General features: G+C 71.6%; 27 protein-coding genes. 8 read left to right on the forward strand and 19 right to left on the reverse strand.

Annotated elements, in window-relative coordinates; all coding sequences use genetic code 11:
* Positions 1-41: 41 nt before the first annotated feature.
* Entirely contained in the window at positions 42-392 is a 351-nt protein-coding gene (locus tag ADK36_RS02700) for a trypco2 family protein (RefSeq protein ID WP_048586430.1), read from the reverse strand.
* A 127-nt stretch (positions 393-519) separates the two neighbouring features.
* Here ADK36_RS02700 and ADK36_RS02705 point away from each other — a divergent pair, with 127 nt between their 5' ends.
* The 5 genes from ADK36_RS02705 (at position 520) to ADK36_RS02725 (ending at position 8,098) form a co-directional block, all read left to right on the forward strand.
* Complete coding sequence (locus tag ADK36_RS02705) at positions 520-1,851, forward strand: S1 family peptidase (RefSeq protein ID WP_078916683.1); 1,332 nt, start codon at positions 520-522, stop codon at positions 1,849-1,851.
* Positions 1,852-2,018: 167 nt separating this feature from the next.
* Positions 2,019-4,322 carry a tetratricopeptide repeat protein gene (locus ADK36_RS02710; protein WP_053196204.1) on the forward strand — a complete coding sequence of 768 codons (2,304 nt, stop codon included), beginning with the start codon at positions 2,019-2,021 and terminating at the stop codon, positions 4,320-4,322.
* A 109-nt stretch (positions 4,323-4,431) separates the two neighbouring features.
* Positions 4,432-5,826 (forward strand): hypothetical protein, encoded by a 1,395-nt coding sequence (locus ADK36_RS02715; RefSeq protein ID WP_048586432.1) that lies wholly within the window; start codon positions 4,432-4,434, stop codon positions 5,824-5,826.
* Positions 5,823-6,851: a hypothetical protein gene (locus ADK36_RS02720; RefSeq protein WP_107083933.1), complete on the forward strand. Its 1,029-nt coding sequence runs from the start codon at positions 5,823-5,825 to the stop codon at positions 6,849-6,851. Before ADK36_RS02715 ends, ADK36_RS02720 begins: the two co-directional genes overlap by 4 nt.
* A complete protein-coding gene (locus tag ADK36_RS02725) occupies positions 6,848-8,098 on the forward strand; it encodes an extracellular solute-binding protein (RefSeq protein WP_053196206.1) in 1,251 nt (416 codons plus the stop codon). The genes ADK36_RS02720 and ADK36_RS02725 overlap by 4 nt, the downstream gene beginning before the upstream one ends.
* A gap of 30 nt (positions 8,099-8,128) precedes the next feature.
* Here ADK36_RS02725 and ADK36_RS02730 read toward each other — a convergent pair whose 3' ends face one another.
* The 14 genes from ADK36_RS02730 to ADK36_RS02795 form a co-directional block, all read right to left on the reverse strand.
* Positions 8,129-8,770 carry an OmpA family protein gene (locus tag ADK36_RS02730; protein WP_053196208.1) on the reverse strand — a complete coding sequence of 214 codons (642 nt, stop codon included), beginning with the start codon at positions 8,768-8,770 and terminating at the stop codon, positions 8,129-8,131.
* An 8-nt stretch (positions 8,771-8,778) separates the two neighbouring features.
* Positions 8,779-9,360, reverse strand: a complete 582-nt coding sequence (locus ADK36_RS02735) for a hypothetical protein (RefSeq protein ID WP_053196210.1) — start codon at positions 9,358-9,360, stop codon at positions 8,779-8,781.
* A 16-nt stretch (positions 9,361-9,376) separates the two neighbouring features.
* The gene (locus ADK36_RS02740) at positions 9,377-10,015 is read right to left on the reverse strand and encodes a pilus assembly protein TadG-related protein (RefSeq protein ID WP_053196213.1); all 639 of its coding nucleotides are present in this window, start codon (positions 10,013-10,015) and stop codon (positions 9,377-9,379) included.
* Positions 10,015-10,212: a Flp family type IVb pilin gene (locus ADK36_RS02745; RefSeq protein ID WP_053196244.1), complete on the reverse strand. Its 198-nt coding sequence runs from the start codon at positions 10,210-10,212 to the stop codon at positions 10,015-10,017. Before ADK36_RS02745 ends, ADK36_RS02740 begins: the two co-directional genes overlap by 1 nt.
* A gap of 148 nt (positions 10,213-10,360) precedes the next feature.
* The gene (locus ADK36_RS02750) at positions 10,361-11,095 is read right to left on the reverse strand and encodes a response regulator (RefSeq protein WP_053196214.1); all 735 of its coding nucleotides are present in this window, start codon (positions 11,093-11,095) and stop codon (positions 10,361-10,363) included.
* Positions 11,092-12,420, reverse strand: a complete 1,329-nt coding sequence (locus tag ADK36_RS02755) for a sensor histidine kinase (protein WP_425315484.1) — start codon at positions 12,418-12,420, stop codon at positions 11,092-11,094. Before ADK36_RS02755 ends, ADK36_RS02750 begins: the two co-directional genes overlap by 4 nt.
* 39 nt (positions 12,421-12,459) lie before the next feature.
* Positions 12,460-13,347 carry a DUF5936 domain-containing protein gene (locus ADK36_RS02760; protein ID WP_053196249.1) on the reverse strand — a complete coding sequence of 296 codons (888 nt, stop codon included), beginning with the start codon at positions 13,345-13,347 and terminating at the stop codon, positions 12,460-12,462.
* A 67-nt stretch (positions 13,348-13,414) separates the two neighbouring features.
* A complete protein-coding gene (locus ADK36_RS02765; protein ID WP_048586418.1) occupies positions 13,415-14,362 on the reverse strand; it encodes a type II secretion system F family protein in 948 nt (315 codons plus the stop codon).
* A gap of 33 nt (positions 14,363-14,395) precedes the next feature.
* Complete coding sequence (locus ADK36_RS02770) at positions 14,396-15,733, reverse strand: CpaF family protein (protein WP_053196216.1); 1,338 nt, start codon at positions 15,731-15,733, stop codon at positions 14,396-14,398.
* A 23-nt stretch (positions 15,734-15,756) separates the two neighbouring features.
* Positions 15,757-16,146 (reverse strand): TadE/TadG family type IV pilus assembly protein, encoded by a 390-nt coding sequence (locus tag ADK36_RS02775; RefSeq protein WP_048586420.1) that lies wholly within the window; start codon positions 16,144-16,146, stop codon positions 15,757-15,759.
* Between the two features lies 1 nt (position 16,147).
* A complete protein-coding gene (locus tag ADK36_RS02780; protein WP_234329648.1) occupies positions 16,148-16,468 on the reverse strand; it encodes a pilus assembly protein in 321 nt (106 codons plus the stop codon).
* Positions 16,469-16,533: 65 nt separating this feature from the next.
* Complete coding sequence (locus ADK36_RS02785; protein WP_048586421.1) at positions 16,534-17,799, reverse strand: AAA family ATPase; 1,266 nt, start codon at positions 17,797-17,799, stop codon at positions 16,534-16,536.
* Positions 17,800-17,808: 9 nt separating this feature from the next.
* Positions 17,809-18,516: a Flp pilus assembly protein CpaB gene (gene cpaB / locus ADK36_RS02790; protein ID WP_048586422.1), complete on the reverse strand. Its 708-nt coding sequence runs from the start codon at positions 18,514-18,516 to the stop codon at positions 17,809-17,811.
* An 81-nt stretch (positions 18,517-18,597) separates the two neighbouring features.
* On the reverse strand, positions 18,598-19,407 hold the full coding sequence (locus tag ADK36_RS02795; protein WP_078916686.1) for a hypothetical protein: 810 nt from the start codon (positions 19,405-19,407) through the stop codon (positions 18,598-18,600).
* 243 nt (positions 19,408-19,650) lie between these two features.
* On the opposite strand from ADK36_RS02795, the gene ADK36_RS02800 reads away from it, so the two are divergent.
* On the forward strand, positions 19,651-21,330 hold the full coding sequence (locus ADK36_RS02800; protein WP_234329645.1) for a chitinase: 1,680 nt from the start codon (positions 19,651-19,653) through the stop codon (positions 21,328-21,330).
* 12 nt (positions 21,331-21,342) lie between these two features.
* Here the strand turns inward: ADK36_RS02800 and ADK36_RS02805 are convergent, their stop codons facing one another.
* Positions 21,343-21,738: a hypothetical protein gene (locus ADK36_RS02805; protein ID WP_053196219.1), complete on the reverse strand. Its 396-nt coding sequence runs from the start codon at positions 21,736-21,738 to the stop codon at positions 21,343-21,345.
* Between the two features lie 127 nt (positions 21,739-21,865).
* On the opposite strand from ADK36_RS02805, the gene ADK36_RS02810 reads away from it, so the two are divergent.
* Together ADK36_RS02810 and ADK36_RS02815 are read left to right on the forward strand one after the other, a co-directional pair.
* The gene (locus tag ADK36_RS02810) at positions 21,866-22,372 is read left to right on the forward strand and encodes a SigE family RNA polymerase sigma factor (RefSeq protein ID WP_048586426.1); all 507 of its coding nucleotides are present in this window, start codon (positions 21,866-21,868) and stop codon (positions 22,370-22,372) included.
* A gap of 51 nt (positions 22,373-22,423) precedes the next feature.
* The gene (locus tag ADK36_RS02815; RefSeq protein ID WP_053196221.1) at positions 22,424-23,680 is read left to right on the forward strand and encodes a hypothetical protein; all 1,257 of its coding nucleotides are present in this window, start codon (positions 22,424-22,426) and stop codon (positions 23,678-23,680) included.
* Positions 23,681-23,684: 4 nt separating this feature from the next.
* Here ADK36_RS02815 and ADK36_RS02820 read toward each other — a convergent pair whose 3' ends face one another.
* The 3 genes from ADK36_RS02820 to ADK36_RS02830 form a co-directional block, all read right to left on the reverse strand.
* The gene (locus ADK36_RS02820) at positions 23,685-25,004 is read right to left on the reverse strand and encodes an Nramp family divalent metal transporter (protein WP_048586428.1); all 1,320 of its coding nucleotides are present in this window, start codon (positions 25,002-25,004) and stop codon (positions 23,685-23,687) included.
* A gap of 178 nt (positions 25,005-25,182) precedes the next feature.
* Positions 25,183-25,596: an ATP-binding protein gene (locus ADK36_RS02825; protein WP_048586438.1), complete on the reverse strand. Its 414-nt coding sequence runs from the start codon at positions 25,594-25,596 to the stop codon at positions 25,183-25,185.
* Positions 25,597-25,738: 142 nt separating this feature from the next.
* Positions 25,739-26,626 (reverse strand): MEDS domain-containing protein (locus tag ADK36_RS02830; RefSeq protein WP_063784544.1); only part of this gene is annotated, 888 nt, incomplete at its 5' end.

Consider the following 26,626-nt stretch of genomic DNA (forward strand, 5'->3'; position numbering starts at 1 on the left):
GCTCTCCCGCCTCCGTACGACTTCGGCCGGCGGATCCCCGCTCAGCCGCGGGACACGGTGCCGTCGTCCGTCCCCGGCGACCCGTGGCTCCCGGCGTCCTCCCGGCTCACTTCGTGATGACGCCCGTCAGGCAGCGGCAGCGGCTTGAGGTCGACCTGGATGCGGTGGGTGGCGTCGCGGCTCACCGAGCCGCCGAGCCGTGCCTCGACCACGCCCAGGCGTAGGCCCGCACCGCCCTCCCCGGCCCGATGGAACTGGACCGAGAACTCCAGGCTGACCTGCTCCACGCTGAACCGCCAGTCGCTCGCCACGCCCTCGGCCTGGGCCCGTGCCAGCTCCGCGCGGACCGTGCCGATGGCCTCCGCGAGCCCGACCGGTTTCGGGTCCCTCATGCCGTCCCCCACACCATCCCCCACGCCGTCCGCCACGCCAACTCACCGCCGGCTTGCCTTGATTGGCCGATCCAACCTGGTCATGAGTCTAGGGACGCACCATGCTCCACGCGTAGTGTGAAGCGTTATGGGGGAGTTACGCGCAGACTGGAGGCTCAGGTTGCGGCGCGGGGGCGCGCGCGGTCCCATCGCCGGCGCCGGCGTGCTCGTCGACCAGTACACCGCGCTGACCTGCGCGCACGTGGTGCGTCATCCGGATGCCGTGATGTGGGTGGAGTTCGCGGAGAACCGCGAACTCGAACCGGTGGCCGCACGTGTCCTGCCCGGCGGGTGGCTGCCGGAGGCCGAGGGCGGTGAGGACATCGCGGTGCTGCGCCTGGACCGCCCGCGCCCGCAGGCGCGCCCCGCCCCGCTGGAACCGAGGCTGCGGGGCGGCATGGAGGTGTCGGCGACCGGCTACGCGGAGGGCTTCGACGACGGCATGACCCTGTGGGGTCGTGTCAGCGGGGCCAGCGGCGAACGGGTGCAGCTCGACGCCGTCACCAAGGCGGAAGTGGTGCGCGCGGGCTTCAGCGGCGCGGCCGTGTGCACGCGGCCGGGCGAAGGGCGGCCCGCGCGCGTCGTCGGCCTCGTCGTCAGCTGGCGCGGCGACATGGGCGAGCTGCTCCCCGAGAACAACCGGCTCGCGTTCTCGTATCTGATCCCCGTCGACCGTATCGCCGAACTCTCCCCACTGATCAAGGAGTTGAGCAGCCCCTACGCCTGGGATCACGGCTTCGAGGAGCGGCTGACCCGGTGGTTCGAGGACCCGGACGAGGAGCCGGTGAAGATCACCGTGGTGCCTCCCGGCAGTGGCAAGGACCGCTCGCTGCGCCATCTGCGGCACCGGGCCCACATCGTGTACCGGGGCGGCGGCTCCAGCAGACCGGACCTCGCCGACCACGCCCTGGAGCACATCGCCTTCCCGCCCGGCCAGTACCTGGCGTACTGGGACTGGCTGCTCGGCACCAGGCGCCGCCCCGCGCGGGCGCCCGCCCTCGCCGCCGACCGCCCGCCCCCCACGGTCCTCGTCGAGGGTCTCGACGAGGAGCCCGAGCCCGGCCCTCTGATCGAACTCCTCGCCCGGCTGCGGGAGTGCGGCTGCCGACTGCTGATCGTCTTCCGTCACGCGGGCGGCACCGGCTGGACCGCGGCCTACGACGGCCTCCTGCGGCCCGCGCTCCTCGGCCACGCGGACACACTGCTCGACAGGGTTCGGCGGGCGGAGTTCAACCGCGCCGTCCAGTTCGGCGTCGTGGACGAGAACTCGCTCGCCTCCGCGACCGAGACGGCCGACCGGCGCCAGGTCGAACGCCGGCTGATCGGCGAACTGACGGACCCGCAGCGGCAGCTCACCGCGCTGCGCGAGCTGATCGGCACGCTCCGCGCCGACCTGCGGCGCCACGGAGGCCGGGCATGAGGTACCCCGCGCGCCCGGCGCCACGGCCTGTCCGGCGGATCGGGCCGGCCGCGGGCAACGGCGTCTCAGCACCGCCGACGGGGGTGCCCGGCCCCGCGGCGCCGGCATGAGCCGCCGGACCGAAGGCCCCGAGGGCGAGGACGACGAGGGAGGAGGACGAAGAGACGATGACGCACTGCCCGCACCGGCGCTTCACGGGAGCCTCCTGCGGCGGCTCCGTGCTGCCCACCGGCCACTGCGCCGAGTGCGGCCGCCACGAGAGCGGCCCCGGGCTGCCCCCGCTGCCCGCGGACCCGCGGAACCTCGGCCCCCGGGAACTCCTCGCGCTGCCCGAGCGCGAACCGCGCTCCGAGCAGGCCCGCCTCATCGATCCCGAGGCGCCTCTGCGCATCCACATGGCCTGCTCGGCCCCCGAGTGCGGCGTCGTCTTCGCCCCTCCGTACACCGAGGGCCCGGTGCCGGTCGAGGGGTACTGCCCGGCCTGCGGCGAGCCCTACTCGTACCGGCCCGAACTCGCCGAGGGCGATGTGCTGCGCGACCAGTACCGGATCATGGGGCCCATCGCGCACGGCGGCCAGGGCTGGGTCTATCTCGCCGAGGACACCCACCTCGGTGAGGTGGTCGCCGTCAAGGGGCTGCTCAACCGCTACGAGCGGGACGGCGCCCGGCTCGCCGACGTCGAACGCCGCAACCTCGTCGCCATCCGCCACCCCCGGATCGTCCAGATCCGCGACTTCGTCGCCCGGCGCGCCGACACCGGCGAGGTGACCGGCGGCTATGTCGTCATGGACGACGTCGGCGACGGCACCCTGGAGAAGGTCGTCGAGGAGACCCGGCGCGGGGAGCGGGTCCTCGACATCGAGGACGTCGCGGCGTACGGCTGCCAGATCCTCGAAGCCCTCGGCCATCTGCACGCCGGTGGCGAACCGGTCTTCGTGTACGGCGACCTGAAGCCCTCGAACGTCGTGCACCACCGGGACGGCGTCAAGGTCATCGACCTCGGCGGCATGCGCGAAGAGGGCCAGAGCGAGCCGCCCGCCCATGTCACACCCGGCTACATGGCACCCGAGACCGAGTCCTCCGGACTGCCCACCGTCGCCCACGACCTGCACACCGTCGGTGCCACCCTGCGCCGCCTCGCCGGCTGGGCCGTCGACGAGGTGCCCGGCCTCGGCGCCGCCTCCTTCTGGTGGGTCGTCGAGCGCGCCACCCGGCCCGACCCGGACCTGCGCTTCGCCGGCGCGCAGGACATGGCGGGCCAGCTGCGCGGCGCCCTGCGGGAGATCCGTGCCCTGCGCGGCAAGAGCGATCCGCCCGAGCCCTCCCAGTACTTCCGGCCGTCCCCGCGGCTGCTCGGCGCCCGGCTCGGTACGGTGCCGGGCATCGAGCACTGGCTCGACCGCCCACGCCGCGACCGGTACGAGCCGCCCGTCGCGCCCGCCCTCGACCTCGGCGCGCCCACGCCCACGGAGATCGCCCGCTGTCTGCCGGTCCCGGTGCACTATCCGGGCGATCCGCAGACCGCGCGGTTCGAGGTGAGCAGTGGCTACGATCCGAACCGGCTCCTCGGCCAGGACGGCGAGCAGCCCACCTCGGTGGAGATCTGCCTGCACAACGTGCGCGTCCTGCTGAGCCGGAACACGCGGGAGGACCTGGAGCGCGCCCAGGACGAGCTCGACACCGCCGACTCCATTCCCGGGCCGCGTGCCGTGCGCCGGTGGCGGCTCGAGTGGCACCGCGCCCTGGTCGCGTTGCGCCGCGCCGACCTCGACGCCGACCTGCGCCAAGCCGCCGAGGCCAAGGGCCACTTCACCCTGGTCCACCTCGACCTGCCCGGCGAGTACGCCCCCAAACTGGCCCTCGCCTACTGCGGGGAACTGCTCGGCGACGACACGGCCGGGCCCACCGTCAAGGAGTTGTACGAGGCCGTGTTCGCCCGCAACGCCTCGCACGGCGGGGCCGCCCTCGGTCTGGCCCGGCTCGCGCTGCGTGAGGGCGACCGCGACGCGGCCCTCGACGTTCTCGGCCGGGTCCGCGCCGGGTCGCTGGACCACACCGTCGCCCGGATCGCCTCCTTACGCATCCGTACGGCCCGACTGCCCGGCGGCGGCGATCCGCTGCCCGCGCCCACCGAGGTCGACGCGGCGCTGACCGAGCTGCGCTCTCTCATGCGCCGCAACCCTGGCTTCGGCGAGCCGCGTCTGTCCGAGGACGAGGCGCTGCGCCTGGGCACCGAACTCCTCGAGTGGAAGCTGGACGCACTCCGCAGCCGCGACGACGGGCCCGGACGGATGGGCTCCGGACGGATCGGCGCCCGCGCCCTGAGACGCCTGAGCCCCCAGGAGCGCGACGTGCGGGCGCAGATGGAGCGGCACTACCGGCAACTGGCCGCCCACCACCGGGAGTCGGCCGCCGCCCACGACCTCCTGGTGGACCTCTCCCACGCGGTCCGGCCACAGACCGCGATCTGAGCGCACGGCACGCCACCCGCACGGCGACGGACTGGAACAGCACCACCCCTGGAACAGCACCACCCCCGGTACGAACGGCGACGAAGGCGAAGGAGCGGTGACGTACGACATGAACAGCCCCACCCGGCCGCCGCATCTGGGCATTCAGCTGTACGTCGACCTCGACCGCCACCTGCACCCGCACCGCAGCGCCAAGATCGAGGCGCATCTGCGGGTCGACGTGACCGCCACCGGTGGCGCCGCCGAACTGCCGGCCGTCGAACTCGCCGTGATCATCGCGGTGGACGTCGCCGAGACCCGTCGGGCGGCCGTGAAGCGCGCCCTGCCCGCCGCACTGCGCGCCCTGCCCGACGACATCTCCTTCACCGTGCTCGGCGGCGGCCCCGAGCCCGCCCCGTGCTATCCGCTGGGCGGTGCCGAGTGGGCGGTCGCCGACCAGAAACACAGACGCCGGGCCGCGTTCGCCGCGGGTGCGGTCCCGCTGCACCGGGACGGTCCGCGCCCCGCCGGGTACGCCGTCTGGGCGGCACGGGCCCGCGCCCTGCTCGCCGCCCGCCCGCTGTCCGTACGGCATCTGCTCCTGGTCACCGACGGCAGCAGCGCCAAGGGCGAGACCCGTCTGCACGAGGAACTGGACCTCTGCGCCGGGCAGTTCACCTGCGATGTGCTCGCCGTGGGCACCGACTGGCCCCCCGACCCCCTGCTGGCCCTCGCCGAGCGGCTGCACGGCACCGCCGAGTTCGTGGACGACGGCCTCAGCCCGGCGATCACCGGCGCCATCCGGCGGCTGCGCCGGGTGCACACCCCCCAGCTGCCCATCGAGGTGACCGTGCGGCCCGCCGTCCGCCAGGTCGCCCTGAACGAGAAGGCGCCCCGGCCGCACCGGCTGGGCGGGCTGCCCCAGCCCGGCCGGCCGCATCTCTGGCGCTTTCCCACGTACCAGTGGGAGCCCGGCTCGCGCGACTACCTGCTCACCCTCGTCGCCGACGCCGACGCCGACCCGCTGGAGACCGACCTCCAGTTCGCCATGGTCTCCGTCGGCGATGTCCATGTACCCGTCACCGCCCGCTGGCACCGGCCCGAGCGGCCACCCCACGGCGCGAAGGGCGGCGGCGTGCCGTCCATGAAGACCACCACCCTGATGCGGTCCGCCCTGCGCAAGGGCCTCGTCGCCTTCGGGGAGTCCCGACGGGAGGACGCCGAACGCCTCCTGGGGGAGGCCGCACGCCTGGCGGTGCGGCTGGGCGGCCAGGACTGGGTGCTGGACGAGATCCGCACGGTGGCCGTCGTCGTGGACGCGTCCGCGGGCCAGGTCCGGCTGCGCCCCGCCGTGGACGTGGACGCCGACACGCTCGCCCCGATGATCCTGCGCGCCGGGTCCCGGCCGGGCGGCCCCCTCACCGACAACGCCGACCCGCGGCCCGGCCCGCGCTGCGGGCACTGCGACACCCCGGCCGGGAGCGAGGCCCGTTACTGCGTCCACTGCGGGGAGAAGCTGCTGTGACAACCGGACGCGCCGCCTCCTGGCGCACGCACTCCCCTGCCGCGGTGTGGCGGCGGCGCCTGCGCCCCTGGCGGACCCGCCGGCTGCTGGAGGTACACCTGCTGGTCCTGACGGTGTGCGCCGGCGTCGCGGTGAGTGCCCTGCTCGTCTCCTACCGCCAGACCCCGCAAGCCGCCCAGGCGGTCGCGTCCCGGGAGGCACCCGCCGTGCAGGGCCTCGCCGCCACCCGGCTCTCGGTGCTGCGCGCCGACTGGGAGGCCCGCGTGCTGGTGAACCAGGGACTCGCCGACGTCGCCGGCTCCGGCGAGACGTACCGGGCCCAGCTCTCCGCGGCCGACCAGGGCCTGTCCCGGATCGCGGACCGCACGGACCAGGACCTCGGCACCGTCAACGGGCTGCTCGCCTCCTACAGCAACTCGATCACCCTCGGCACGGCGATGTACCGCGACCAGTCACTGATGCGGAAGCAGAAACTGGCCGAGGCGCAGTCGCTGCTCACCCGCTCACGGGTCGGCCTCGTGCCCCGGCTGGACCAGCTTCAGCAGGGCCAGATGCGGCGCGCCGCGACCACCGCCACCATGGGGTGGTGGCAGCGCGGCGGCTGGTGGCTCGCCGAACTCGCCCTGGCGGCCCTGGCGCTGGCCCTGCTCTCGGCGCAGTTCGTGCTGCGCGACCGCTGCGGCCGGGACTGGAATCCGTACCTCCTCGCCGCCTTCGCTCTGACCGTGCTGCTCGCGGTGGTCCCGCTGCTGACGGCGTTCTCCGCCCAGGACGACCTCGACAGCGTGCGCGCGGATCTGCAGTGGATCACCGAGATCTCCCGGCAGCACTCCGGCGGCGCGGACCCGGCCGAGGCACAGCGGACGGTCACGGAGCGGTCCGAGGAGGTCCGGCGGGCGCTGGCCGACGACACCTGGACCGGCAGGGTCTACCAGGGCGCCCTGATCGGCGGCCTGCTGGTCGTCGTCCTGCCCGCGGTGGGGCTCGGACTTCGGCTCGACAACGACTTCTGGAGGCGACGGTGACCCGGCCGTTCAAGGTCCTGGTGTTCCTCGTGGTGCTGCTGCTGGTGTCGGGCGGCGGCCTGGTGACGGTCTGGGCGCAGCGCGACCGCGAGGAACCGGTGACCATCCTCGGGCCGTGGACCGACACCCAGGGAGAGCAGTTCGAGCAGGTGCTGCGGAGCTTCGGCATCCCCTTCGACTACCAGGGCACCGCGGCCCAGCGGGAGGTGCTGCTCTCCAAGGTGCAATCGGGGGAACCCCCGGACATCGCGATCATGCCGGGCGTCGGCGAACTCGCCGAGTACGCCGACCAGAACCTCCTCAAACAGCTGGGCGGCCTCTACGACGAGGACGAGTACGGCGCGCCCTGGAAGTCGGCGGGCAGGACTCCCAGGGGCGTGTACTGGGTCCCGGTCAAGGCGGACCTGAAGAGCGTCGTCTGGTATCGCGAGGGCGAAAAGCCGGCAAGTTCACCGGCACCGTTGGAGAGCTGGTGCATCGGCATGGGTGACGACGGCGCCTCCGGCTGGCCCGGCAGCGACTGGATCGAGGACCTCGTGCTGCAACGGGAGGGCCCGGACGTCTACGGGAAGTGGGCGCTGGGCGACGACGACGCGAAGTGGACCGGGAAGGCGGTGCGCACGGCCTGGGAGGCGTGGGCCGGCCTGCTCCAGCAGAACGGTGAGGCGGCCCGGCGCGCCCTGCTCACCGATCACCGGGGCGCCCCCGGCAGACACGGGCTGCTGTTCTCGGACCGGGGCGGGTGCGCCCTCGAGCACCAGGGCTCGTTCGCCCGCTCCTTCTACGAACGCAACCCCGCGGGCCTGACCGACTCCGCTCCGCTGCTGCCCGAAGGCCCCTACCCGGTCCGGGCGCACGAGGTGACCGGCGACTTCGCCGCGCTGTTCAGCGACCGCCCCGAGGCCCGGAACCTGATCGAGAAGCTCGCCTCCCGGGAGGGCCAGCGGGCGTGGGCCAGCTTCCCGAACGTCTTCTCGGCCAATCAACAGGTGCCGCCGAAGGGCGGCCCCGTCGGGCGCGCGATCGCCGACCGGCTCACCGGCAAGCGCCCCCGCTGCCTGGACGCCTCGGACGTCATGGCGCCCGCCGTGCGGGACACCTTCTACGAGGCCGCCCTGCTGACCATCGCCCGGGCCGAGGCGGGGACAGACCTCGACATAACGGGTCTCCTCACCGATCTGCAGAAGGTGCAGGACGCGCAACCCGACAGAGACGCGGCCCTGGAGACGGTGTGCAGTAAGCCGTGAACGGGCGGGGCCCCTGGCTCGCCGCCCCGGTCACCCCTCCGTACGCGGGAACGAGACCTCCACCCGCCGGTTCTTCTTACGGCCGGCCTCCGTCGCGTTCGAGGAAATCGGGTACTGCTCGCCGTAGCCCCGCACCTCGTACGTGACCGTCGAGTCGTTCAACTCGGCTTCCAGGACTCCCTGTACGGCGTTCGCGCGCTTCCTGGACAGGACGTCACCGTGGGCCGAGGAGCCCAGGTTGTCGGTGAAGCCGAAGACACGGATCCGGGTGGCGTTCTGGGTGTTGATCTCCTCGGCGATCTCCGAGATACGGGCCTTCGCCTCACCGGTCAGCTTCGCGCTGTCCTTGGGGAAGAGAACCTCCGCCTGGAGCGCGAACTTCACGTCCGCGTTGGTGTCCTCGCGGCGTTCCTCACCGGCCTCGTCCTCGACCACCTGCTTGATGTCCAGAACCTTGGCCTGGGCGAGCGTCGCCCCCTCGGGGAGCTTGAGGTCGGGGTCGTTGGCGTCCACCTCGACCGGAGCGGTGGCCGTCGCCTCCGTACCGGGCGGAACGCTGGGGTCGTCGGCGGCGTCGGCCGTCGTGGCGCCGAGGATGTTCGCCGCGACCACGACTGTGGCGGCGGTGAGGGTCAGGGGGAGGCGGGGGGTGCGGGTGCGGGTGCGGGTCATGGTGGGCCTCACCCGGAGATCTGGATGGTGGCGGCGGCGAAGGTCGGGAGCTGGAAGGTGACTTCGGTGGTGTCCGTGGGCGGAGACGGGAACTGCATGAACACCGCCAGGCTTTCGCCGGCCTTGAGACTCGAGAAGCCCGTGGTCGTCAGCGGACGGCCGTCCGTATCCCGTAGGACGTAGTACCGCTTCTTGCTTTTCGAGTCGACGAGCGTGGCGCCGCCGAGCGACCTGCCGTTCCTGATGATCTCGGTCTCGTTGCCGCTCAGCGCGGACGGGACCGACGTGCTCTTGTCCCCGTCGTTCTTCAGGTTGCCGTTCACGGTGACGAAACCACCGGAGTCACGCTGGGCAGAGGTGATCTGAAGGAGAAGTCCGTCCGAACCCTTCAACTCCGCCAAGATCTCGTCCGCCTGCCCCTCCTGAGCGCTCGGGTCGGATCCACGATCCGTGGTGGCGGACGCCGAAGCCTCCGGCTTGTTGTCGCCGTCCCCGCCACTGCCGCAGCCGGCCACGCCGAGGGCCAGTCCAGCCGCAACGGTCAGCGCGACCATCCCCCTGTGGGCCTTCGCCGTGAACCCCATGCTCATGCCTCTGCTTCCTTAGTCACTCGTCGTTCGCTGGTGAGTCGGCCAGATGGACGTCGAAGAGGTCCTCGGGGTCCGGAAGGGTGGTCGGATCCTCCGGGTCCGGGTCCCAGTTCGTGTCCCCACAGGTGAGTCGCGGGAGCGGCAGTACGTCGTTTCCGTCGCCCGGATCGGCCTCGTCCCCGCCGGGGAGTTCGAACTCGCAGCGGGACTCGATCACGGCGGTGGCGGATGCCGTCGACTTCATGTCCTCCGTGCCGGGGACGATCGAGTCGCCGACGGGTTTCGTGGAGGTGACGGTAACCGTGTAGCCCAGGGGCTCCGTCGGATCACAGCCGTCGACAGCGGCGTCGTTCTGCGCCGCCAGCTCGTGCGCCCGCCAGCAACCGCCGTCGGGCTCCACCCCGATTCCGTCGAAGATGTCCTGCCACTTCGTCGGGTCGAGCAGGTCTTCCACCCACCTGCCGGCGAGTTGGTCCCGGGTGTCCTGCGCCGCCGCCAGAGCCGCCGCGTCGGCCGCGGTCTGGGCGCCGTTCCGGTTTGCCGCGGCCTGGCCGACCGCGAGGTACGCGAACGCGAGAAAGAGCAGGCCCGCCACCACCGTGATGTAGATGGGGAAAGCCTGCCCTGCGTCGTCGCCGTACCGGGTTGCCCGCATCAACCGCCGGTCACTTCGGTGATCTTGTCCGTGATGGCGTCGAAGATGGTCTGCCCGATGTCCGTCCCCGTAATGGCCAACACAATCGCCACCACCACCGCGATGATCCCCAGATACTCCACCGCCGTCTGCCCCCTGTCGTCGCGAGCGGCACGGGAGCGCAGGTACTCGACGGTGGTGTTGATCCAGTTGCTCATGGTGTTCCCCTCCGGTGTCCGGCGATCGCAGAGCGCTTGGCTCATGCTCGTGCACAGGAGAAACGTAAGGGTGAAAAGCCGGAACACCAGAGGGTCCCTGGGCCCAATTCCGGGCCTCGGCCGAAAACCGTCGTCGGGTCATCGTCGGTCAGCTCCGTCCTGGACGTGAACCCGGGGAACCCGGAGCCGTGCCGAGCCACTTGGCGGCGGCCTCCACGCGGCTGGTGCTGTGGAGTTTGGCGAAGATCCGGTTGATGTGGTTCTTGACCGTCTTCTCGCTGATGAAGCAGGTGGCGGCGATCTGCTGGTTGTTCATGCCCGATGCGATGAGGTCCATGATCTCCGCCTCCCTCCTGCTCAGCCGGAACCCTGACCGATACGACGACGACTGTCCCACATTCGGTTGCACTTGCGAAAGCGGTTCCGCAGAATTCCCGACAGGAGTTGGGAGTTGAACGTTTGCTTGCGCGAGTGACGTCGCTGCCGCTGCCGCCGCCGTAGGTGTGAAGCGAGATCTGCCCCGCTCGATGTCCCGTACCGCCTCCACCAGTTCGTCCGTCGTGAACTCACCGTGGACCAGGTAGCCGGCCGCACCTCGCCGCAGCGCCTCCCGGACCGTCTCCGACTCCGCGCTGTACGTCAGCATCATCACCGGGGCGATGCGGACGAGGTGCGGGAGTGCCGTGATGCCGTCCATGCCCGGCATCCGTACGTCCAGGAGGATCACGTCGGGGCGGTGACGGCGGGCCGCCTCCTGCGCCTCGTGGCCGTTCGTCGCCTCGGCTACGACCCTTATGTCCGCGTGGGTGGAGAGAAGGGCCGTCAGGCCCGCTCGGACCACCGGGTTGTCGTCTGCCACCACCAGCCGGAGAGGAGTGTTCACGTGGTCGCCTCTGTCGTCGTCAGGGCCGCCAGCGGGAGTTCCAGGCGGACCTCCGTGCCGTGCGCCCGGCCGCCCTTGCCGATGTGGATGCGGGCGCCGGTCGAAGCCGCTCGCTCCGCCATGCCCAGCAGGCCGAAATGGCCTGATCGGCGCAGGTGTTCCAACGTGGTGTCGGGAGGCAGGCCCCGGCCGTCGTCCTGAACGGTCAGGCACAGCACCTCGCCCTCGACACCTGCCTGGACCTCTACCCGGGTCGCGTTCGCGTGGCGGTGGGCGTTTTCCATGGCCTCCTCCGTGATGGTGAGGAGCTGCCGGGCGACGGCGGGTGGGACCGGGGGCGCGGGGGCCTCACCCAGGGGGGCGTACGTGGCGCGCATGCCGGTGCGGGTCGTGAAGTCCGCGGCCCGGGCGGCCAGTTCGGATGCGAGGTTCACGGCGTGGTCCGGGTCGGACTCGCGGCGCAGGTCCGCCAGGAGCTCTCTCGACTCGGCTGCGGCTCGGCGGGCCGAACGGGCCACCAGTTCCGCCTGTTGCCTGATGCGGGCCGGGTCCATCGGCGCCGACCCCGCGGAGGCCGCCGCGGAGGACACCGCGGAAGCCGCCAACCCGTCCGCCGCCAGCGCCACGCCGTGCAGCGTCTTCGCCACCGAGTCGTGCATCTCGCGGGCCAGGCGCGCCCGTTCCGCGCCGACGGCTTCCGTGACGGCCAGGCGGGCCTGGATCGTCGTCAGGGCCTGCGTGGCCGTGCCGAAGCGGAGCATGAGGTTGCGCAGGGAGGAGCCGAGGGCGCCCGTTATGACGCAGAAGCCCGGGAGGAGGAGCTTCTCCGCAAGGCCGCTGCCCGCCTGCGCCTCCCTGTTGATCGCGTACGCCAGCAGCAGGATCAGGGACTGCACGCTCGCGAACACCGCCGCGCCCCGGTGGCCGTAGACGATGCCGGCCAGCAAGGGCGTGCAGACGCTGACGTAGGCCAGGGTGGTGTCCGGGCCCGCCGAGATGAGCAGGAGGGAGGTGAAGAGGGTGTCCGCCGCCAGGAGGGTGGGGTGGCGCAGGAGAAGAGGGCCGAAGCGCTCCCAGTCACGGAACAGGGCGTAGGAACCCATGAAGGTGACCACTGCCGCCGCGCCCATCAGCCGGGTGCCGAGGCCGGGGGTCGCGTTGAGCAGGGCGGAGGGCGCCGCGAGGGCGATCATGGCGAGGCGGAAGCCGAAGACCTGGCGGCACATCGCCTGAAGGGCGTTGACCTGGAGCGGGATCGTCGCGGACCGGTCCGGCTCCGCGTGCTGCCGCGCCTTGGCCCACCCCGTCCTCAACCTCACCGGCATACCGGCCACGTCCCCTCCCCCCTGCTCCCGTTACTTCCCCTACTCCCCCGTCAGCGACCCGAAGTCCGTCCCCGACCCCAGCAGCAACCCCGCCCCCAGCAGAATCATCGTCGCCGGAACCATGAACGTCGTGATCATCAGCGTGGCCCTCGGCACCGCGCGGGCCGCCTTCCGGCGGGCGTTCTGGGCGTCGGTGCGGCGCATGTCCTTGGCCAGGGCGACCAGCGTCTCGACGATCGGGGCGCCCAGTTCCTCGCCCTGCTGGAGGGCCGTGACGAACATCGCCACCTGCTCGGAGTCGTTCCTCCGGCGCAGCTCCGCGAAGGCCTGGCGGCGGCTCATGCCGAGGTCCATCTGGCGCAGGGTGATGCGGAGTTCGTCCGCCCAGGGGCCCTCGTACCTGGAGGCGACCCGGTCGAGTGCCTGGCGGAAGCCCAGGCCCGCGCTCACCACGACGGCCAGGACGTCCAGGAAGTCCGGCAGGGTGCGTTCGATCTCGTCCTTCCTGATCCGGATGGCCGACCAGATGCCGACCTCCGTCCAGAAGGCGCCGAAGGCCAGCAACAGCAGCGCCACCAGCACCTGGCCCCGGAGCAGGAACACCAGGAAGCCGACCGCGCCCAGGAAGCCGTAGACCGCCCGCCTGGCCGCGTAGCGGTCGATGGTCAGGCCGCCGGGGTTGCCCGCGAGGTCGATCTTGCGGCGGTACCTGGCGACCAGCTTCGGGCCCATCAGGCGCAGTACGGCGGGGGCGTAGCGCATGCCCATGCGGTCGATGAGCGAGTCGACGGCGCCCGTGCGGGTCGCGCCGACCTCCAGGGCCAGCGCCAGATCGCTCGGCAGCCTGACGTCCGCGCGGTACATGCGGATACCGGCGAAGATCCCCCACACGGCGAGGCCCGTCACCAGCGCCAGAATCAGCCCCAGTTGCCCCACGCCGAGTCCCGGCCCCAGTCCCAGTTCCATGATCGTCGTCCTCCTTTCCGCCCGCGCCTCAGACGTCGATCCGCGACATCCGCCGGATGAGCACGAACCCCACCGCATACAGCCCGAACGCGATCAGGACCGCCGCCTGCCCCACCGGCGAACCCGTCATACGGTCCAGGGCTCCGTCCTGCACGCCGTTCATCAGGAACAGCGAGCCGATGCCCAACGCGGGGACCGCGTACGACGTCATGCTCACCTGCGAGAGCTGCGTACGCACCTCGCGCCGGGTCTCCTTGCGCTCCTCCAGCGTCTCGGTCAGGTTCCGCAGCGCGCTCACCACCTGGCCGCCGGCCCGGTTGGACAGCACCAGCGTGGTGACCAGGACGACCAGTTCGCGGGACGGGAGGCGTTCCGCCAGCTCGCCCAGGGCATCGTCCATCGAGGCGCCGAGGGCCAACTGGTGGGAGACCTTGGCCAGTTCCTCGCCCGCCGGGGCCTCCAGCTCCTCCGCCGCCATGCCGATGGCGGTACGGAGGGCGAGGCCGGCGTGGGCGGCGTTGGCCAGGATGCGGGCCAGTTCGGGGAGCTGGTTGATGAACCGCTCGATGCGCTTCTGGCGTTGCCAGTTCAGGAACTGGACCGCGGCCCCCACGCCCAGCAGGCCCGCGATCGGGCCGAAGAAGGGGGCCAGCGCCGCCTGGCCGACCAGCCACAGGCCGGCCACCGTCGCCAGCATGTAGACGAAGAACTCACCGGGGGTGACGTCCAGGCCCGTGGCCACCAGGCGCAGTTCCAGCCGCTTGCCCGGTTTCGTACGGCGCAGTCGGCGGTCCAGGTCGACGAAGCGGCGTCGGCGGCCACCGGGTCCGGTGATCTGGCCGGCGGACGTCAGACGGTCGACCAGGGCCTGGCGCTGGGCCCGGCCGGAGGCGTAGGCGTGGACGCCCACGACGGCCAGCGCGCAGGTCAGCAGCGCGATGCCGGTGGTGAGCGTGATGCGGGTCTGGAGGTCCATGGGGTTTCTACCTGTCCTGCCTGGCTTCTTGTCCTACCTGGCTTCTCGGGTCGCGAGTTCGAGCGGGGACTGGGCGACGCCGAAGGCCTGGGGGATCGGCTGGCTCGCCATGTAGAGGCGGTCCGCGGTGCGGCGCGGGAGGGGGAAGTACGCGAAGGCGCCGTGGACGCGGCCGTCCGGCGTCATGGGCTGGGCGTTGAAGCGGGCCACCGTCGCCACCCGGTACGGCTCCGCCCCGTGGCTGTCCAGGAGCGCGATCTCGGTGATCCTGCGGGCGCCGTCCGGGAAGCGGGTCAGCTGGATGATCACGTCCACGGCACTGTTGATCTGGTCGTGCAGCGCCTCGAAGGGGACCGTCACGTCGGACATGGACGCGAGGGTCTTCAGCCGCATCAGGGCGTCCTCCGTGCTGTTGGCGTGCACGGTGGCGAGGGAGCCGTCGTGGCCGGTCGACATCGCCTGGAGCATGTCCAGGGACTCACCGCCGCGGACCTCACCGACGACGATGCGGTCGGGGCGCATGCGCAGGGAGTTGCGGACCAGGTCGCGGATCGTCACCTGGCCCTTGCCCTCGACGTTGGGGGGCCTGGACTCCAGGCGGATCACATGGGACTGCTGGAGCTGGAGTTCGGCCGAGTCCTCGATGGTGATGATGCGCTCGTGCTCGGGGATCAGCCCCGACAGCGCGTTGAGCAGCGTGGTCTTCCCCGTGCCCGTCGCGCCCGAGACGATGATGTTGAACTTCGCCTGCACCAGCCCGGCCAGCAGATACACCATGGGCTCGTCGAGCGAGCCGAGGCCGGTCATCTCGTGCAGGGTGAAGGAGCGCGGGAAGCGGCGGATGGTGAGGGTCGCGCCGGTGAGGGACAGCGGCGGGATGATGACGTTCACGCGCTCGCCGGACGGCAGGCGGGCGTCGACCATCGGGTTGGACTCGTCCACGCGCCGGTTCACCGTCGAGACGATGCGCTCGATGGTCTGCATCAGCTGGTCGTGGGAGGGGAAGCGGAGCGGCAACTGCTCGACGCGGCCCCCTCGTTCCACGAAGATCGCGTCCGGTCCGTTCACCATGATCTCGGTGATCGAGGCGTCCTCCAGCAGCGGCTCAAGGATGCCCAGGCCGAGGGCCTCGTCGACGACCCGGCGGATCAGCTGTGAGCGCTCGACCGTCGACAGCACCGGGCCCTCGCGGCTGATGATGTGCCCGAGCACCCGCTCGAGCCGGGCCCGGCGCTCGGCCGCGGCCAGCGAGCTCATCTCCGCGAGGTCGATCTCCTCCAGGAGCTTGGCCCGGTAGGAGGCGACCAGGTGGCCGTCCTCGCCCCGGCCGGGGTTCTCCTCGGGGGTGTTGATGCGTGCGCGCAGGCTCATCGTCGGTGCTCCTCGTTCCTGCGTCAGTCGGTGGTCGCGTCGAAGTCGAGCGGCATGGTCGCGCTCTTCCGGGCGGGGTCGAAGTCCCAGCCGGGGACGATGGACGGGATCTGGACGGTGGCGGTGACCGTGACCACGTCGCCGCCGGGCGCCTCCGCGCAGTCGGTCCCGTCGGCCAGCCAGCTGCTGACCGCGGCCTGGCACCCCTCCTCGGCGGTACCGGGTTCGAGCGAGGCGGCGCGCGCCCCGGCCCGGGCCGCCGTTCCGGCCTGCTGTGCGGTGTAGGCGATGAGCCCGACCTGTACGCCCGCCATGGCGACGAGGATCAGGATCGGGAGGAACCCGAGGTACTCGATGGCGACCTGACCGCGGTCGCGGGCCCTCTTACGGGCGCCCTCACCGGCGTACGACATCTCAGTCCTTCTCCTCCAGCACGGCCCCCGCATGGCCCTCGACCGTGAAGGGGAAGCCGATCGAACCGGGGAAGAGGACGGGCACCTCCAGGCGCACATCGGCCGTGACATAGTCACCGGCGACACCGCAGTCGACGCTCGCTCCGCCCTCCCACGCGCCCGGCAGATGCTCAAGCCCGGCCTCCTGGCAGGCCGCCTGCCCCTCCGACGCGGTCGCCGCCCGTGCGGCCTCGTCCGCAGCATTCCCCGCGAGCGTGAACGTGTACCCCAGCAGCACGAACTGCCACAGCAGCACCAGCGTCAGGATGATGAGCGGGGTCATGCCGAGGAACTCGATGGTCACCTGACCCCGGTCGTCCCTGAGCCGGCGCCGCCTCACCCGCCGGTTCACCGCCCTATCTCCTTGCGCCGCCGGAACGTCAGCGCCGCCCGGTCCCCGCCCCGCGCCGCCCTGCCGTTGCGGCGCGGTACGGCTCCCTCGGTGCCCTTGACCAGGCCCAGCTCCCCCGCGAGGGCCCAAAGGGCCTGCTTGACGGTCCCCTTGGCGTCCAGCTCGTGCACCCGGCCGGCGTCGACGGCGCCCTGGAGTTCCTTGAAGTTGGCCGGGATCGCGGTGGCGGCGACCGCCGTGCCGGTGATCCGCTGGATCAGGGCGGGCTGGATCTCCGTACCGCGCGAGTGGCGGTTGACGACGATCGTGGTCTCCTCCGCCTTGCGGATCTGGAGGCGGTCCCACATCCGGACCGTGCGCTTGGCGCCCCGCACGGCGACCACGTCCGGGGTGGTGACGAGGAGTGCCGTGTCGGCCATCTCCACGGCGGCCGCGCTCGCGCCGCTCAGCTGGGAGCCGCAGTCGATCACGACGACCTCGTAGCGGGAACGCAGGGCGCTGACGATGTGGCGGGCGGCGCGGTCGGTGACCTCCTCGCCGCGTTCGCCGTCGCCGGGGGCGAGGAGCAGCGCGACCCCCGTGTCGTGCCGGAAGACCGCGTCCGCCAGCACGCGCGGCGAGATGTCGCTGATGGCGGCGAGGTCGACGACCGAACGGCGGAACTGGATGTCCAGGTAGGAGGAGATGTCCCCGGTCTGGAGGTCCATGTCGAGCAGTGCGGTGGCGCGGCCGGACGCCTGGGCGGCGAGGGCGAGCTGGATGGCGGTGAGGGTCGCGCCCACGCCTCCCTTCGCGCCGCTCACCGTGACGACCGTGCCGCCGACGCCGCTGAACACGTCGCCGCCGGCGCCCAGGTGACGCCGTACGCCGACCGACCACTGGGCCACCGCGTTGACGCGGCTGGCCAGCTCCTCGTAGTGCAGGGGCAGGGTGACCAGGCCGCGTGCGCCGTAGTCCATGGCGGCCTGGAAGAGGCCGGGGCCGGCGTCGGAGGTCACGAGGATGACGCCCACCGCGGGGAAGCGCAGGGCGACTTCGCGGATGAGTTCCAGGGCCGGGACGGGGCCGATGCGCTCATGGACGACGACGACCTCGGGCAGTTCGTCGATGGACTCGGCGGCCAGGCGGGCGAGGGTGTCGACGAGCTGCGTGGAGTCGGTGACCGGGGCGACCGGCTCGGCGTCGGGCAGCTGGCTGAGCAGCGTCGTGAGGGAACGGACCGCGTCCGCGTCGCCGACGGCCGGGAGGATCCTCGTGGGCATAGGGGCCTCTCACTTGTCCTTGGCGAGTTCGTACGTGCGGTCCGTCGCGTCGACGTCGGAGGCGGCGCCGGGTGCCACCAGGGCGAGCCGGACCTCCTCGGCGAACGACTCCGCGTACGTGATGCGCTGGGCGTCGACGGTCTTCAGGGCGAAGGTGATCGGGACGGCGTCGGTGGGCTGCCGGTCGCGGTCGTCGGCGTCGGGCTTGAGCGCGGTCAGCTCACCCACGTCGATGACCCTGGCGTTCTCCACGATGAGCTTGGACTGGTCGGGGTCGCCGTCGCGCTGCCCCTCGAAGGTGGCGTAGACGTTGACCGTGGAGCCCGGGGTGATCTTGCCGGCCACTCCGGTCGCCGCGTCGATCATGATGGCGACCTCCTGCTCCCCCGTCCGGAGGGCGGGCTGGTCGACGATCATGTCGCTCTGGAGCAGGGAGCCCGCGCGCAGGGTCGTGACGGCGATCTTGCCCTGGATCTCACGGATGTTGGTGACCGCGTTGTCCGACAGCCACCGGTCGGGCATCTGGACCTGCTTGAACTGGCCCGCGTTCAGGGGCGTGTAGGGCGCCACGTCCGTCTTGAGTTCGTAGGCGACGACCTTGGGACCGACCTGGGACTTCACGTCGCTGATGACGGACAGGACGCCGGCGAAGGCGCCGAGGGCGCAGACGATCGACAGGATCAGGAGTATCACGCCGCGGCGCTGACGGGAGTTCATGAACCGTGCAACCTCATTGGGGGAATCGGTCGGGAGCGGTCGGATGGGGTCGGACCGGCCTGGAGAGCTGCCGGGTCCCGGTCAGCCTGCGCGGGCCGGCTGCTCGTGGGTGGGTGGGACGGCGGAGCAGAAGACGCAGCGATCGCCGATGACGTCGATGCCGCACCAGTGACAGGAGTTCTGCCGTACGGAGGTGACGAGCTGGTAGAGCACCGACAGGTCGGGCAGATAGGCGCAGAACTCGATCAGCTTCGCCGTCCCCCACCAGGCCGTCGACTCGGCGGGCAGGACCACTTCTCTCAGGCCCTGCGCGTTCCAGGACTTGGCCAGGGTGGCGGTGACCCAGTCGGACTGGAGCTGTCCCTGGGCGACCAGCATCGACGTGCTGAACTCGGGGCCGGGGAGGGTGACTCCGGGGGCGATCCGGACCAGCTGCGGGGCCGGGTGGGCGAGCACACCGAACTGGCTGCCGGGCACCCAGGACTTGGCGTGCGACTTCAGGCCGACGGGGACCCGGTCGAGCTTGGCGACGGAGCCGAGGAGGGCCCCGGCGTGGATGTAGTGGGTGAGCAGCCGGCCGGCCGAGGCGAGGACGCCGGGGCTGAGGTCGCAGGAGGCCAGCTGCCGCAGCTGGCGGGCCAGGACCGCGAGGCCGAGCGGGGGCAGCTCGGGGCGGAACACGGCGATACGGTCGCTCTCCAGCAGGGACCGTACGGTGTGCAGCCGCTGCTGGACGCCACGGGGAACGGCCTGCGAGCAGACGACGACCACATGTCCGTGCTGCTCGACCAGCGTCTGTATGACCGCCAACGACCGCTCCAGCGGCTCCCGGTCGAGGTCCTGGAGCACGACGGCGGGCACGGTTCGCTCGTCCTGCGCCGGCAGCGCCATGTCGGCGCTGGTCACGGCAATGGCAGTTGGCACGCGCAGCTCCCCGATGACTTCATTGCGTGACTACCTCAGCACTGTATCCACGGCTCTGCGGCCGGAGAACAGCTTCTCTCCAGCCGAGAAGCAACTCCCCTCACACAAGTCACGTCAAAACGGGGCAGGTTACGCACACGGTTTCTCCACTACCGGGACCTCTTGACAGGTGAATTGGTCTGGACCAAGTTGTTGAGCATGCCTCTTGTCATGTCCATACGCAGCAGATTCCGGGTGGGCGCGGTCATCACGGCCCTCGCCTTCGCCGTCCTCCCCGCGGGCCCCGCGTCCGCCGCGGACGTCAACAACGCCAAGAACGCCGGCTTCGAGTCCGGCCTGAGCGACTGGACGTGTTCCGCGAACAGCGGGACGACCGTCTCCACACCGGTGCACGGCGGGGCCACGGCCCTGAAGGCGACCCCGGCCGGGCAGGACAACGCCCGGTGCACCCAGACGGTCGCCGTCCGACCGAACTCCACGTACACGCTGAGCGCCTGGGTGCGGGGCGGCTACAGCTATCTGGGCGTGACGGGCACGGGCACCACGGACGTGTCGGCCTGGACGCCGGACTCGGCGAGCTGGAAGCAGCTCTCGACCACGTTCAGCACCGGCGCCTCGACGACCTCCGTGACGGTCTACACGCACGGCTGGTACGGGCAGGCCGCCTACTACGCGGACGACATGTCGGTGTACGGCCCCGACGGCGGCGGGGGCACCGGCCCCTCCCCCACGGTCCCCGGGGCCCCGAGCGGGCTCTCGGTGTCGGGCACGACCTCGTCCTCGGTCTCCCTGGCCTGGACCGCCGTCTCCGGCGCGACCGGCTACAACGTCTACCGGAACGGCACCAAGGTCACCGCGGTGACCGGCACCTCCGCGACCGTGACCGGGCTCACCGCCTCGACGTCGTACACCTTCCAGACCACGGCCACCAACGCGGCCGGTGAGTCGCCGAAGTCGACGGCGGTGACGGGCACGACGAACAACCCGACCGGCCCCGGCCCCGCCCTCCCCAAGCACGCGGTGACCGGCTACTGGCAGAACTTCAACAACGGGGCCACGGTCCAGAGGCTCGCCGACGTCCAGTCCGCGTACGACATCATCGCCGTCGCCTTCGCGGACGCGACCTCGACGCCGGGCGCGGTGACCTTCAACCTGGACTCGGCCGGGCTGGGCGGCTACACCGTCGACCAGTTCAAGGCCGACATCAGGGCGAAGCAGGCCGCCGGGAAGAAGGTCATCGTCTCGGTGGGCGGCGAGCGCGGCACGGTGGCGGTGAACGACGCCGCGTCGGCGACGAACTTCGCGAACTCCGTCCACTCCCTGATGCAGACGTACGGCTTCGACGGTGTCGACATCGACCTGGAGAACGGCCTCAACGCCACCTACATGACACAGGCCCTGCGGTCGCTCTCGGCGAAGGCGGGCTCGTCGCTGATCATCACGATGGCGCCGCAGACCATCGACATGCAGTCGACGTCGAACGCCTACTTCCAGACCGCCCTGAACATCAAGGACATCCTCACGGTCGTCAACATGCAGTACTACAACAGCGGTTCGATGCTGGGCTGCGACGGCAAGGTCTACAGCCAGGGCTCGGTGGACTTCCTGACCGCCCTGGCCTGCATCCAGCTGGAGGGCGGCCTGGCCCCGTCCCAGGTCGGGCTGGGCCTGCCGGCCTCGACCCGGGGCGCGGGGAGCGGGTACGTGGCGCCCTCCGTCGTGAACAACGCCCTGGACTGTCTGGCCAAGGGCACGGGGTGCGGTTCCTTCAAGCCCTCGCGGACCTATCCCGACCTGCGGGGCGCGATGACCTGGTCGACGAACTGGGACGCGACGGCGGGCAACGCCTGGTCCAACGCGGTGGGACCGCACGTGCACGCGCTGCCGTAGGCCCCGCCGGCCTCATCCCGTCGGACGGTAGTGGCCAAGCACCCAGGCCAGCTGCGGGAACCACTCCTGAAGCCGCGCCCGGGGCTTGGCCTCCACCCCGCACTCGTAGAACCGGCCGTCCATATGGACCACGGCGACCATCAGGGCCTTGCCGTCGGGGCTCGCCTTGTAGTGGACGCTGCGGATCTCGGGCCAGCGGAACTCGATCGTGAGACCGGACATCTCGAACACGACGCCGGACACGTCGACGACGACGGCGTTGCGTTTGCCCACCGCCAGGAACTCCGGGCCGTTCGGAGCCGGCGCGGGCGCGGGCTGCGGCGCGTACTGAGGTGCCGGCTGCGGCGCGTACTGGGGTGGGGGCGGGCCGAAGCCCGGACCGGGTGGTGATGGTGGCTGGTCGGTCATCCGTGGGGTCCTGGGTCCTCGCTCGCGGAAACTGCTCGGTGCTGTGGTGAAACATTCTCCCTGCCTCGCCGCATCAATGAAGTGAGGGCCTCATCTACAGCCGGCGCACAGCAGCCAGGGGGAGCGCATGAGACAGTCGGCCGCGGACGACTACGCGCAGTTCGCGGTGGCCAGAGCCGGGCACCTGTACCGCTCGGCCTGTCTGCTGACCGCCGGAGACACCCATCTCGCCGAGGACCTGGTGCAGGAGACGCTGGGACGGGTGTACGTCCGCTGGGGGCGGGTCTCGCGGGCCGAGAACCCCGCCGGTTACGCGCAGACCGTCCTCACCCGGACCTTCCTCGCCCATCAGCGCCGGCGCAGCAGCACCGAGCGGGCCACGGACGTGGTGCCGGACCGGGTGGCCGAGGGCGGTGACGTGTCGCTGCGGCTGACCCTGCTCCAGGCGCTCGCCCGGCTGCCCGCCAAGGACCGGGCCGTGGTCGTCCTGCGGTACTGGGAGGACCGGTCCGTCGAGGAGACCGCGGCCGCGCTGAACGCCAGTTCCGCGGCGGTGCGCACCCGCTGCACCCGGGCGCTCGGGCGGCTGCGCGGGCTGCTGGGCGAGGACCTCGGCGAGTACGCGGCGCACTGAACCCCCGGCCCATCCCTGACGACCCCAACCTTGACGAACGGTGGTTTTGCCATGCCCGTGGAACACGACGAGGACCACTTCGAGGGGCGGCTCGGCCACGCCCTGCACGACGCCGGTGACCGCTTCGACACCGACCGGACCGCCCTTGCCGCCGCCGGTCAGCAGCGGGGACGGCGGCTGCGGCTGAGGCGGCGGGCCACGGTGCTGGGGGGCGCGGCCGGGATCGTCCTGGTCGGCGTGGGCGGAGCACTGCTGGTGCCCTGGGGCGGCACACCCGCCCCACGGACGTCCCCCTCCAGCGTGGCCGGGCAGCCGTCCGGCACACCGTCGCCGTCCGGCACCCCCGTGACCGGCCGCCAACTCATCGAGACGCTCGAAGGGCTGCTGCCCGAGGGCAAGGTGAGCGAGCAGCGGGCGCGGGGCGCCGAGAACCCGCTGCTGCCGCCGTACGTCCATGTCGTGCACGACGACGGCGAGGGCCCCGGCGCCGTCGGCGTCAGCCTGGACCGGGTCGAGCCCGGCAGCGACCGGGCCCGTGCGGCGGTCGACTGCCCGGACCAGGCGCTGGTCCCGCACGACAGTTGTGTCTCGACCCGGCTGCCCGACGGCTCGCTGCTCAAGCTGTTCCAGGGCTACGAGTATCCCGACCGGCGGGTCGACACCAAGATGTGGTCGGCCGACCTGGTCACCCCGACCGGACAGCATGTCTCGGCGAGCGAGTGGAACGCCGCCGCCGAGAAGGACGCGCCGGTCAGCAGGAGCGAACCCCCGCTGACCACGGCCCAGTTGAAGGAGCTGGTGACGGCGCGGGCGTGGCGCGGCTACGTCGACTCCCTGCCCGAGGACCCCGGGAAGCCGACGCCGACGGCCACGCCGAGCACCCCCGAGGAGCCGACCGTCGAGGCGGTCCTGGCCACGCTCGTGCCGCTGCTCCCCAAGGACGCCGAGGTCGTCGAGAAGGGCGGCGACTACACGTACGTCGTGGTCGACGACGGCAAGGGCAGGAGCCTGGTCCAGATCAACGTCCAGCACGGCATGGGCGACATCGCCGGGGAACTGTTCGGCCCCGACTCCGAGACCCTGGAGGACGGCACCAGGGTCACGGAGCGGAAGAGCGGGGGCGACAAGGGCGTCGCGGGAGCCGCGATGTGGACGGTGGACACCCTGCGCCCGGATGGCTTCCGGATCCTCGTCAGCGCCTTCAACTCGGGCACCCAGCACGACGCCCCGACCCGCGGGACACCCGCCCTGACCATGCGGCAGCTCCGGGAGATCGCCCTCAGCCCGCAGTGGGACCAGTACCGCTAGGCCGTCAGAAGAACTCCGCCCACGGCTGGTCCCAGATCTGCTTCACGCACAGCACCAGGAACAGCAGGCCCGCGATCGCCAGCATCGCGTTGCTCAGCGGGCCGTTGCGCCACTGGCTCGGTGTGCGGGAGGAGTTGAGGAGCCAGAGCAGGGTTCCGGCGAGGAACGGGAGGAAGGCCGCGCCCAGGACGCCGTAGAGGATGATCAGGCGGAAGGGCTCGCCCTGGAAGAGCAGGACGATGGGCGGGAAGGTCAGCCAGAGCAGGTAGGCGCGGAAGGGCCAGGAGCGCTCCCGCTCGCCCGAGGCGACCTCCTCGCCCTTCAGCTCCTGGCGGGTGCGGTAGCGGGTCACGAAGTCCGCGAACATCAGGCTCACGCCGTGCCAGACGCCGATGAGGGAGGTGAAGGAGGTGGCGAAGAAGCCGATCAGGAAGAACTTGGCCGTCGCCGCGCCGTATTCGTCCTCCAGGATGTCGCCGAGCTGGATCAGGCCCTTGTCGCCACTGGCGATGGCCACGTTGGCCGAGTGCAGCAGTTCGGCGCCGACGAAGAGCATCGAGACGACGAAGACGCCGGTGGTGGCGTAGGCGACGCGGTTGTCGAGCCGCATGACCTTCATCCAGCCGGTGTTCGTCCAGCCCTTGGCGTTGACCCAGTAGCCGTACGCGGCGAGCGTGATGGTGCCGCCGACGCCGCCGATCAGGCCGAGGGTGTTGAGGATCGAGTCCTTCTCGTCGGGCAGGACGGGCAGCAGACCGGCGAAGGCGTCCGCGAGGTTGGGCGTGACGCGGATCGCCAGGTACACCGTCACCACGAACATGACGCCGACCAGGACCGTCATGACCTTCTCGAAGACGGCGTACTTGTTGAACCAGACGAAGACCAGGCCGACCAGCCCGCAGGCGACGGCCCACCATTCGAGGTCCATCACGTTCGGGAACAGCGCCTGGAGCGGGAGCGCGCTCGACGACATCGCGGCCGCGCCGTAGACGAAGCCCCAGACCACGACGTAGACCGCGAAGAAGTACGTGGTCCAGCGGCCCAGGCTGGCCCAGCCGTCGAAGAGGGTGCGGCCGGTGGACAGATGCCAGCGGCCCGCGGCCTCGGCGAGGGAGATCTTCACCAGGCAGCCGATGATCGCCGCCCAGAGCAGGGTGTAGCCGAAGTTGCTGCCCGCGATGAGGGTGGCGACCAGGTCACCGGCCCCGACACCGGTCGCGGCGACGACGATGCCGGGGCCGATGTACCGCCAACTGGACTTACGGGGGCGGGAGTCCGCCTCGCCGACCGGTGATGCCGCTGTGTTTCCCGTGGTGTCCGCCATGAAGGTCAAGAAAGCCCAAAGGCGTCGGCACGACAAGAGGGCGTGCGCGATCTCCACCCAATGTGCTCACGGGGGTTTGGGACGCCGGACAGCGGGTCCCGGCGACTGGGCACGCCGCCGGGACCCGGGCTGTCGTTCCGGCGAGGCCACGGGTGACCTCCGGAACACGCGGGCCGCGCTACGACTGTCGCCGACCACAGTCGTCCGACCCGCACGTACCGAGCTCGAACCACACGGTCTTGCCCGGCCCGTCCTGGTGGCAGCCCCAGCGCCGGGAGAGCGCATCCACCAGGAACATCCCTCGGCCGCTGTCCGAGGCCCCCGCGTCCAGCACCCTCGGGACGCGGTTGCCGTAGTCCCGGACCTCGCAGCGCAGGATCCCGTGCGCGGCGAACAGGGTGAGCCGGAAGCGGCTCGCCGAGTGCACGAGGGCGTTGGTGGCCAGCTCGCTCACCAGCAGTTCAGCCACGTCCGCGAGATCGTCCAGGTCCGCGAGCCCCCACCCCTCCAGCTGCCGCCGGACCTCGGCGCGGGCCTCACTGACCGCGGAGGGACGGGGGTCGTACTCGACGCTCAGATGGCCGGCCCCCATGGGCGGTTGGGGATACGAACCGTACTGAGGACCGGGATCAGGGAAGCGCGCCCCGTAGAGGTGCAGCATGAGTCCAGGGTGACGGGCACGGGGGTACGGGCACACGGGGAGGAATACCCGATTCCATACCTGCACCGGGACCTCACCACCCGTACTGCAGCCGTACGCTCGTCCCCTCCCGATCGTCACGGACATCGACGTAGGCACACACCTGCCGGGCGAACCACAGCCCCTGCCCGGGTTCCAGTTCCGTGGTCGGCGGCGGTACGAAGCCGGCCAGCGGGTCGTCGACGCGGCGCGGGGCGCGCAGCTCGCAGACGCAGGCCGGGGCATCGCCCCACAGCAGGGCGCCGTCGAGCGGCCCGAGGACGGCGGCCGCCTCGGTGACGGCCGTCGCGAACAACTCGGCGTCCGCGGCGGGCAGTCCCTGGACGGTCGCCCAGGTGCGCACGGCATCGGCGGCCGGCGCCGGGCCGGGAATCCGCTCGGCGTCTGCGGGAAGCGGGGGCAGCGGTACGGCGTCGAGTTCGGCGGCGAGCCGGAACGGGTCCTCGTACACCTCGGTGTCGGGGTGGGCACGGCGGGCGGCGGCCACGACGGCCGGGCCCGCGACGCGGGAGTCGTAGGCGCACAGCGCGGTCGTCGCGAGCGGCGCGAAGAGCAGGTTGGCGAGAGCCTCGTACCGGATCCACTCGGCGGCCTCCCGCGGCGAGCGCCCCGCCCGGCCGCCCCAGACGGGTTCCATGAGCAGGTGAATACGGCCACCGGGACCGGCGTTCGCCGCGAGATACCCGGCCCCCCGGGCAACGGCGTTGGCGGCGGACCCCGTGTACCACTCGGCATGCGGCACGAGGCCCACCCCCTTGGCGTCACTGCCGAGAGCGTCCCGCAGAAGGTCCAGGTTCCCGGGCGCGGCGATGGCGACGGGCGGGGGTTCGCCGGGGGCGGCGAGGGCTTCGGTGAGGAAGGGGAGGGCGGCGGCGAGGAATTCCTCGTCCCCGGCGAAGACGGCGATGCGGTGGTCGAAGGG

Source organism: Streptomyces viridochromogenes (assembly GCF_001270495.1).
Lineage (GTDB): Bacteria > Actinomycetota > Actinomycetes > Streptomycetales > Streptomycetaceae > Streptomyces > Streptomyces viridochromogenes_A.

Excerpts from the sequence above, each read along its gene's own strand:
- ADK36_RS02700 (WP_048586430.1), bottom strand. The coding sequence starts at position 392 with ATGAGGGACCCGAAACCGGTCGGGCTCGCGGAGGCCATCGGCACGGTC.
- ADK36_RS02705 (WP_078916683.1), top strand. The coding sequence starts at position 520 with ATGGGGGAGTTACGCGCAGACTGGAGGCTCAGGTTGCGGCGCGGGGGC.
- ADK36_RS02710 (WP_053196204.1), top strand. The coding sequence starts at position 2,019 with ATGACGCACTGCCCGCACCGGCGCTTCACGGGAGCCTCCTGCGGCGGC.
- ADK36_RS02715 (WP_048586432.1), top strand. The coding sequence starts at position 4,432 with ATGAACAGCCCCACCCGGCCGCCGCATCTGGGCATTCAGCTGTACGTC.
- ADK36_RS02730 (WP_053196208.1), bottom strand. The coding sequence starts at position 8,770 with ATGACCCGCACCCGCACCCGCACCCCCCGCCTCCCCCTGACCCTCACC.
- ADK36_RS02735 (WP_053196210.1), bottom strand. The coding sequence starts at position 9,360 with ATGAGCATGGGGTTCACGGCGAAGGCCCACAGGGGGATGGTCGCGCTG.
- ADK36_RS02740 (WP_053196213.1), bottom strand. The coding sequence starts at position 10,015 with ATGCGGGCAACCCGGTACGGCGACGACGCAGGGCAGGCTTTCCCCATC.
- ADK36_RS02745 (WP_053196244.1), bottom strand. The coding sequence starts at position 10,212 with ATGAGCAACTGGATCAACACCACCGTCGAGTACCTGCGCTCCCGTGCC.
- ADK36_RS02755 (WP_425315484.1), bottom strand. The coding sequence starts at position 12,420 with ATGCCGGTGAGGTTGAGGACGGGGTGGGCCAAGGCGCGGCAGCACGCG.
- ADK36_RS02765 (WP_048586418.1), bottom strand. The coding sequence starts at position 14,362 with ATGGACCTCCAGACCCGCATCACGCTCACCACCGGCATCGCGCTGCTG.
- ADK36_RS02770 (WP_053196216.1), bottom strand. The coding sequence starts at position 15,733 with ATGAGCCTGCGCGCACGCATCAACACCCCCGAGGAGAACCCCGGCCGG.
- ADK36_RS02775 (WP_048586420.1), bottom strand. The coding sequence starts at position 16,146 with ATGTCGTACGCCGGTGAGGGCGCCCGTAAGAGGGCCCGCGACCGCGGT.
- ADK36_RS02780 (WP_234329648.1), bottom strand. The coding sequence starts at position 16,468 with ATGACCCCGCTCATCATCCTGACGCTGGTGCTGCTGTGGCAGTTCGTG.
- ADK36_RS02785 (WP_048586421.1), bottom strand. The coding sequence starts at position 17,799 with ATGCCCACGAGGATCCTCCCGGCCGTCGGCGACGCGGACGCGGTCCGT.
- cpaB (WP_048586422.1), bottom strand. The coding sequence starts at position 18,516 with ATGAACTCCCGTCAGCGCCGCGGCGTGATACTCCTGATCCTGTCGATC.
- ADK36_RS02795 (WP_078916686.1), bottom strand. The coding sequence starts at position 19,407 with ATGGCGCTGCCGGCGCAGGACGAGCGAACCGTGCCCGCCGTCGTGCTC.
- ADK36_RS02800 (WP_234329645.1), top strand. The coding sequence starts at position 19,651 with ATGTCCATACGCAGCAGATTCCGGGTGGGCGCGGTCATCACGGCCCTC.
- ADK36_RS02805 (WP_053196219.1), bottom strand. The coding sequence starts at position 21,738 with ATGACCGACCAGCCACCATCACCACCCGGTCCGGGCTTCGGCCCGCCC.
- ADK36_RS02810 (WP_048586426.1), top strand. The coding sequence starts at position 21,866 with ATGAGACAGTCGGCCGCGGACGACTACGCGCAGTTCGCGGTGGCCAGA.
- ADK36_RS02815 (WP_053196221.1), top strand. The coding sequence starts at position 22,424 with ATGCCCGTGGAACACGACGAGGACCACTTCGAGGGGCGGCTCGGCCAC.
- ADK36_RS02820 (WP_048586428.1), bottom strand. The coding sequence starts at position 25,004 with ATGGCGGACACCACGGGAAACACAGCGGCATCACCGGTCGGCGAGGCG.
- ADK36_RS02825 (WP_048586438.1), bottom strand. The coding sequence starts at position 25,596 with ATGGGGGCCGGCCATCTGAGCGTCGAGTACGACCCCCGTCCCTCCGCG.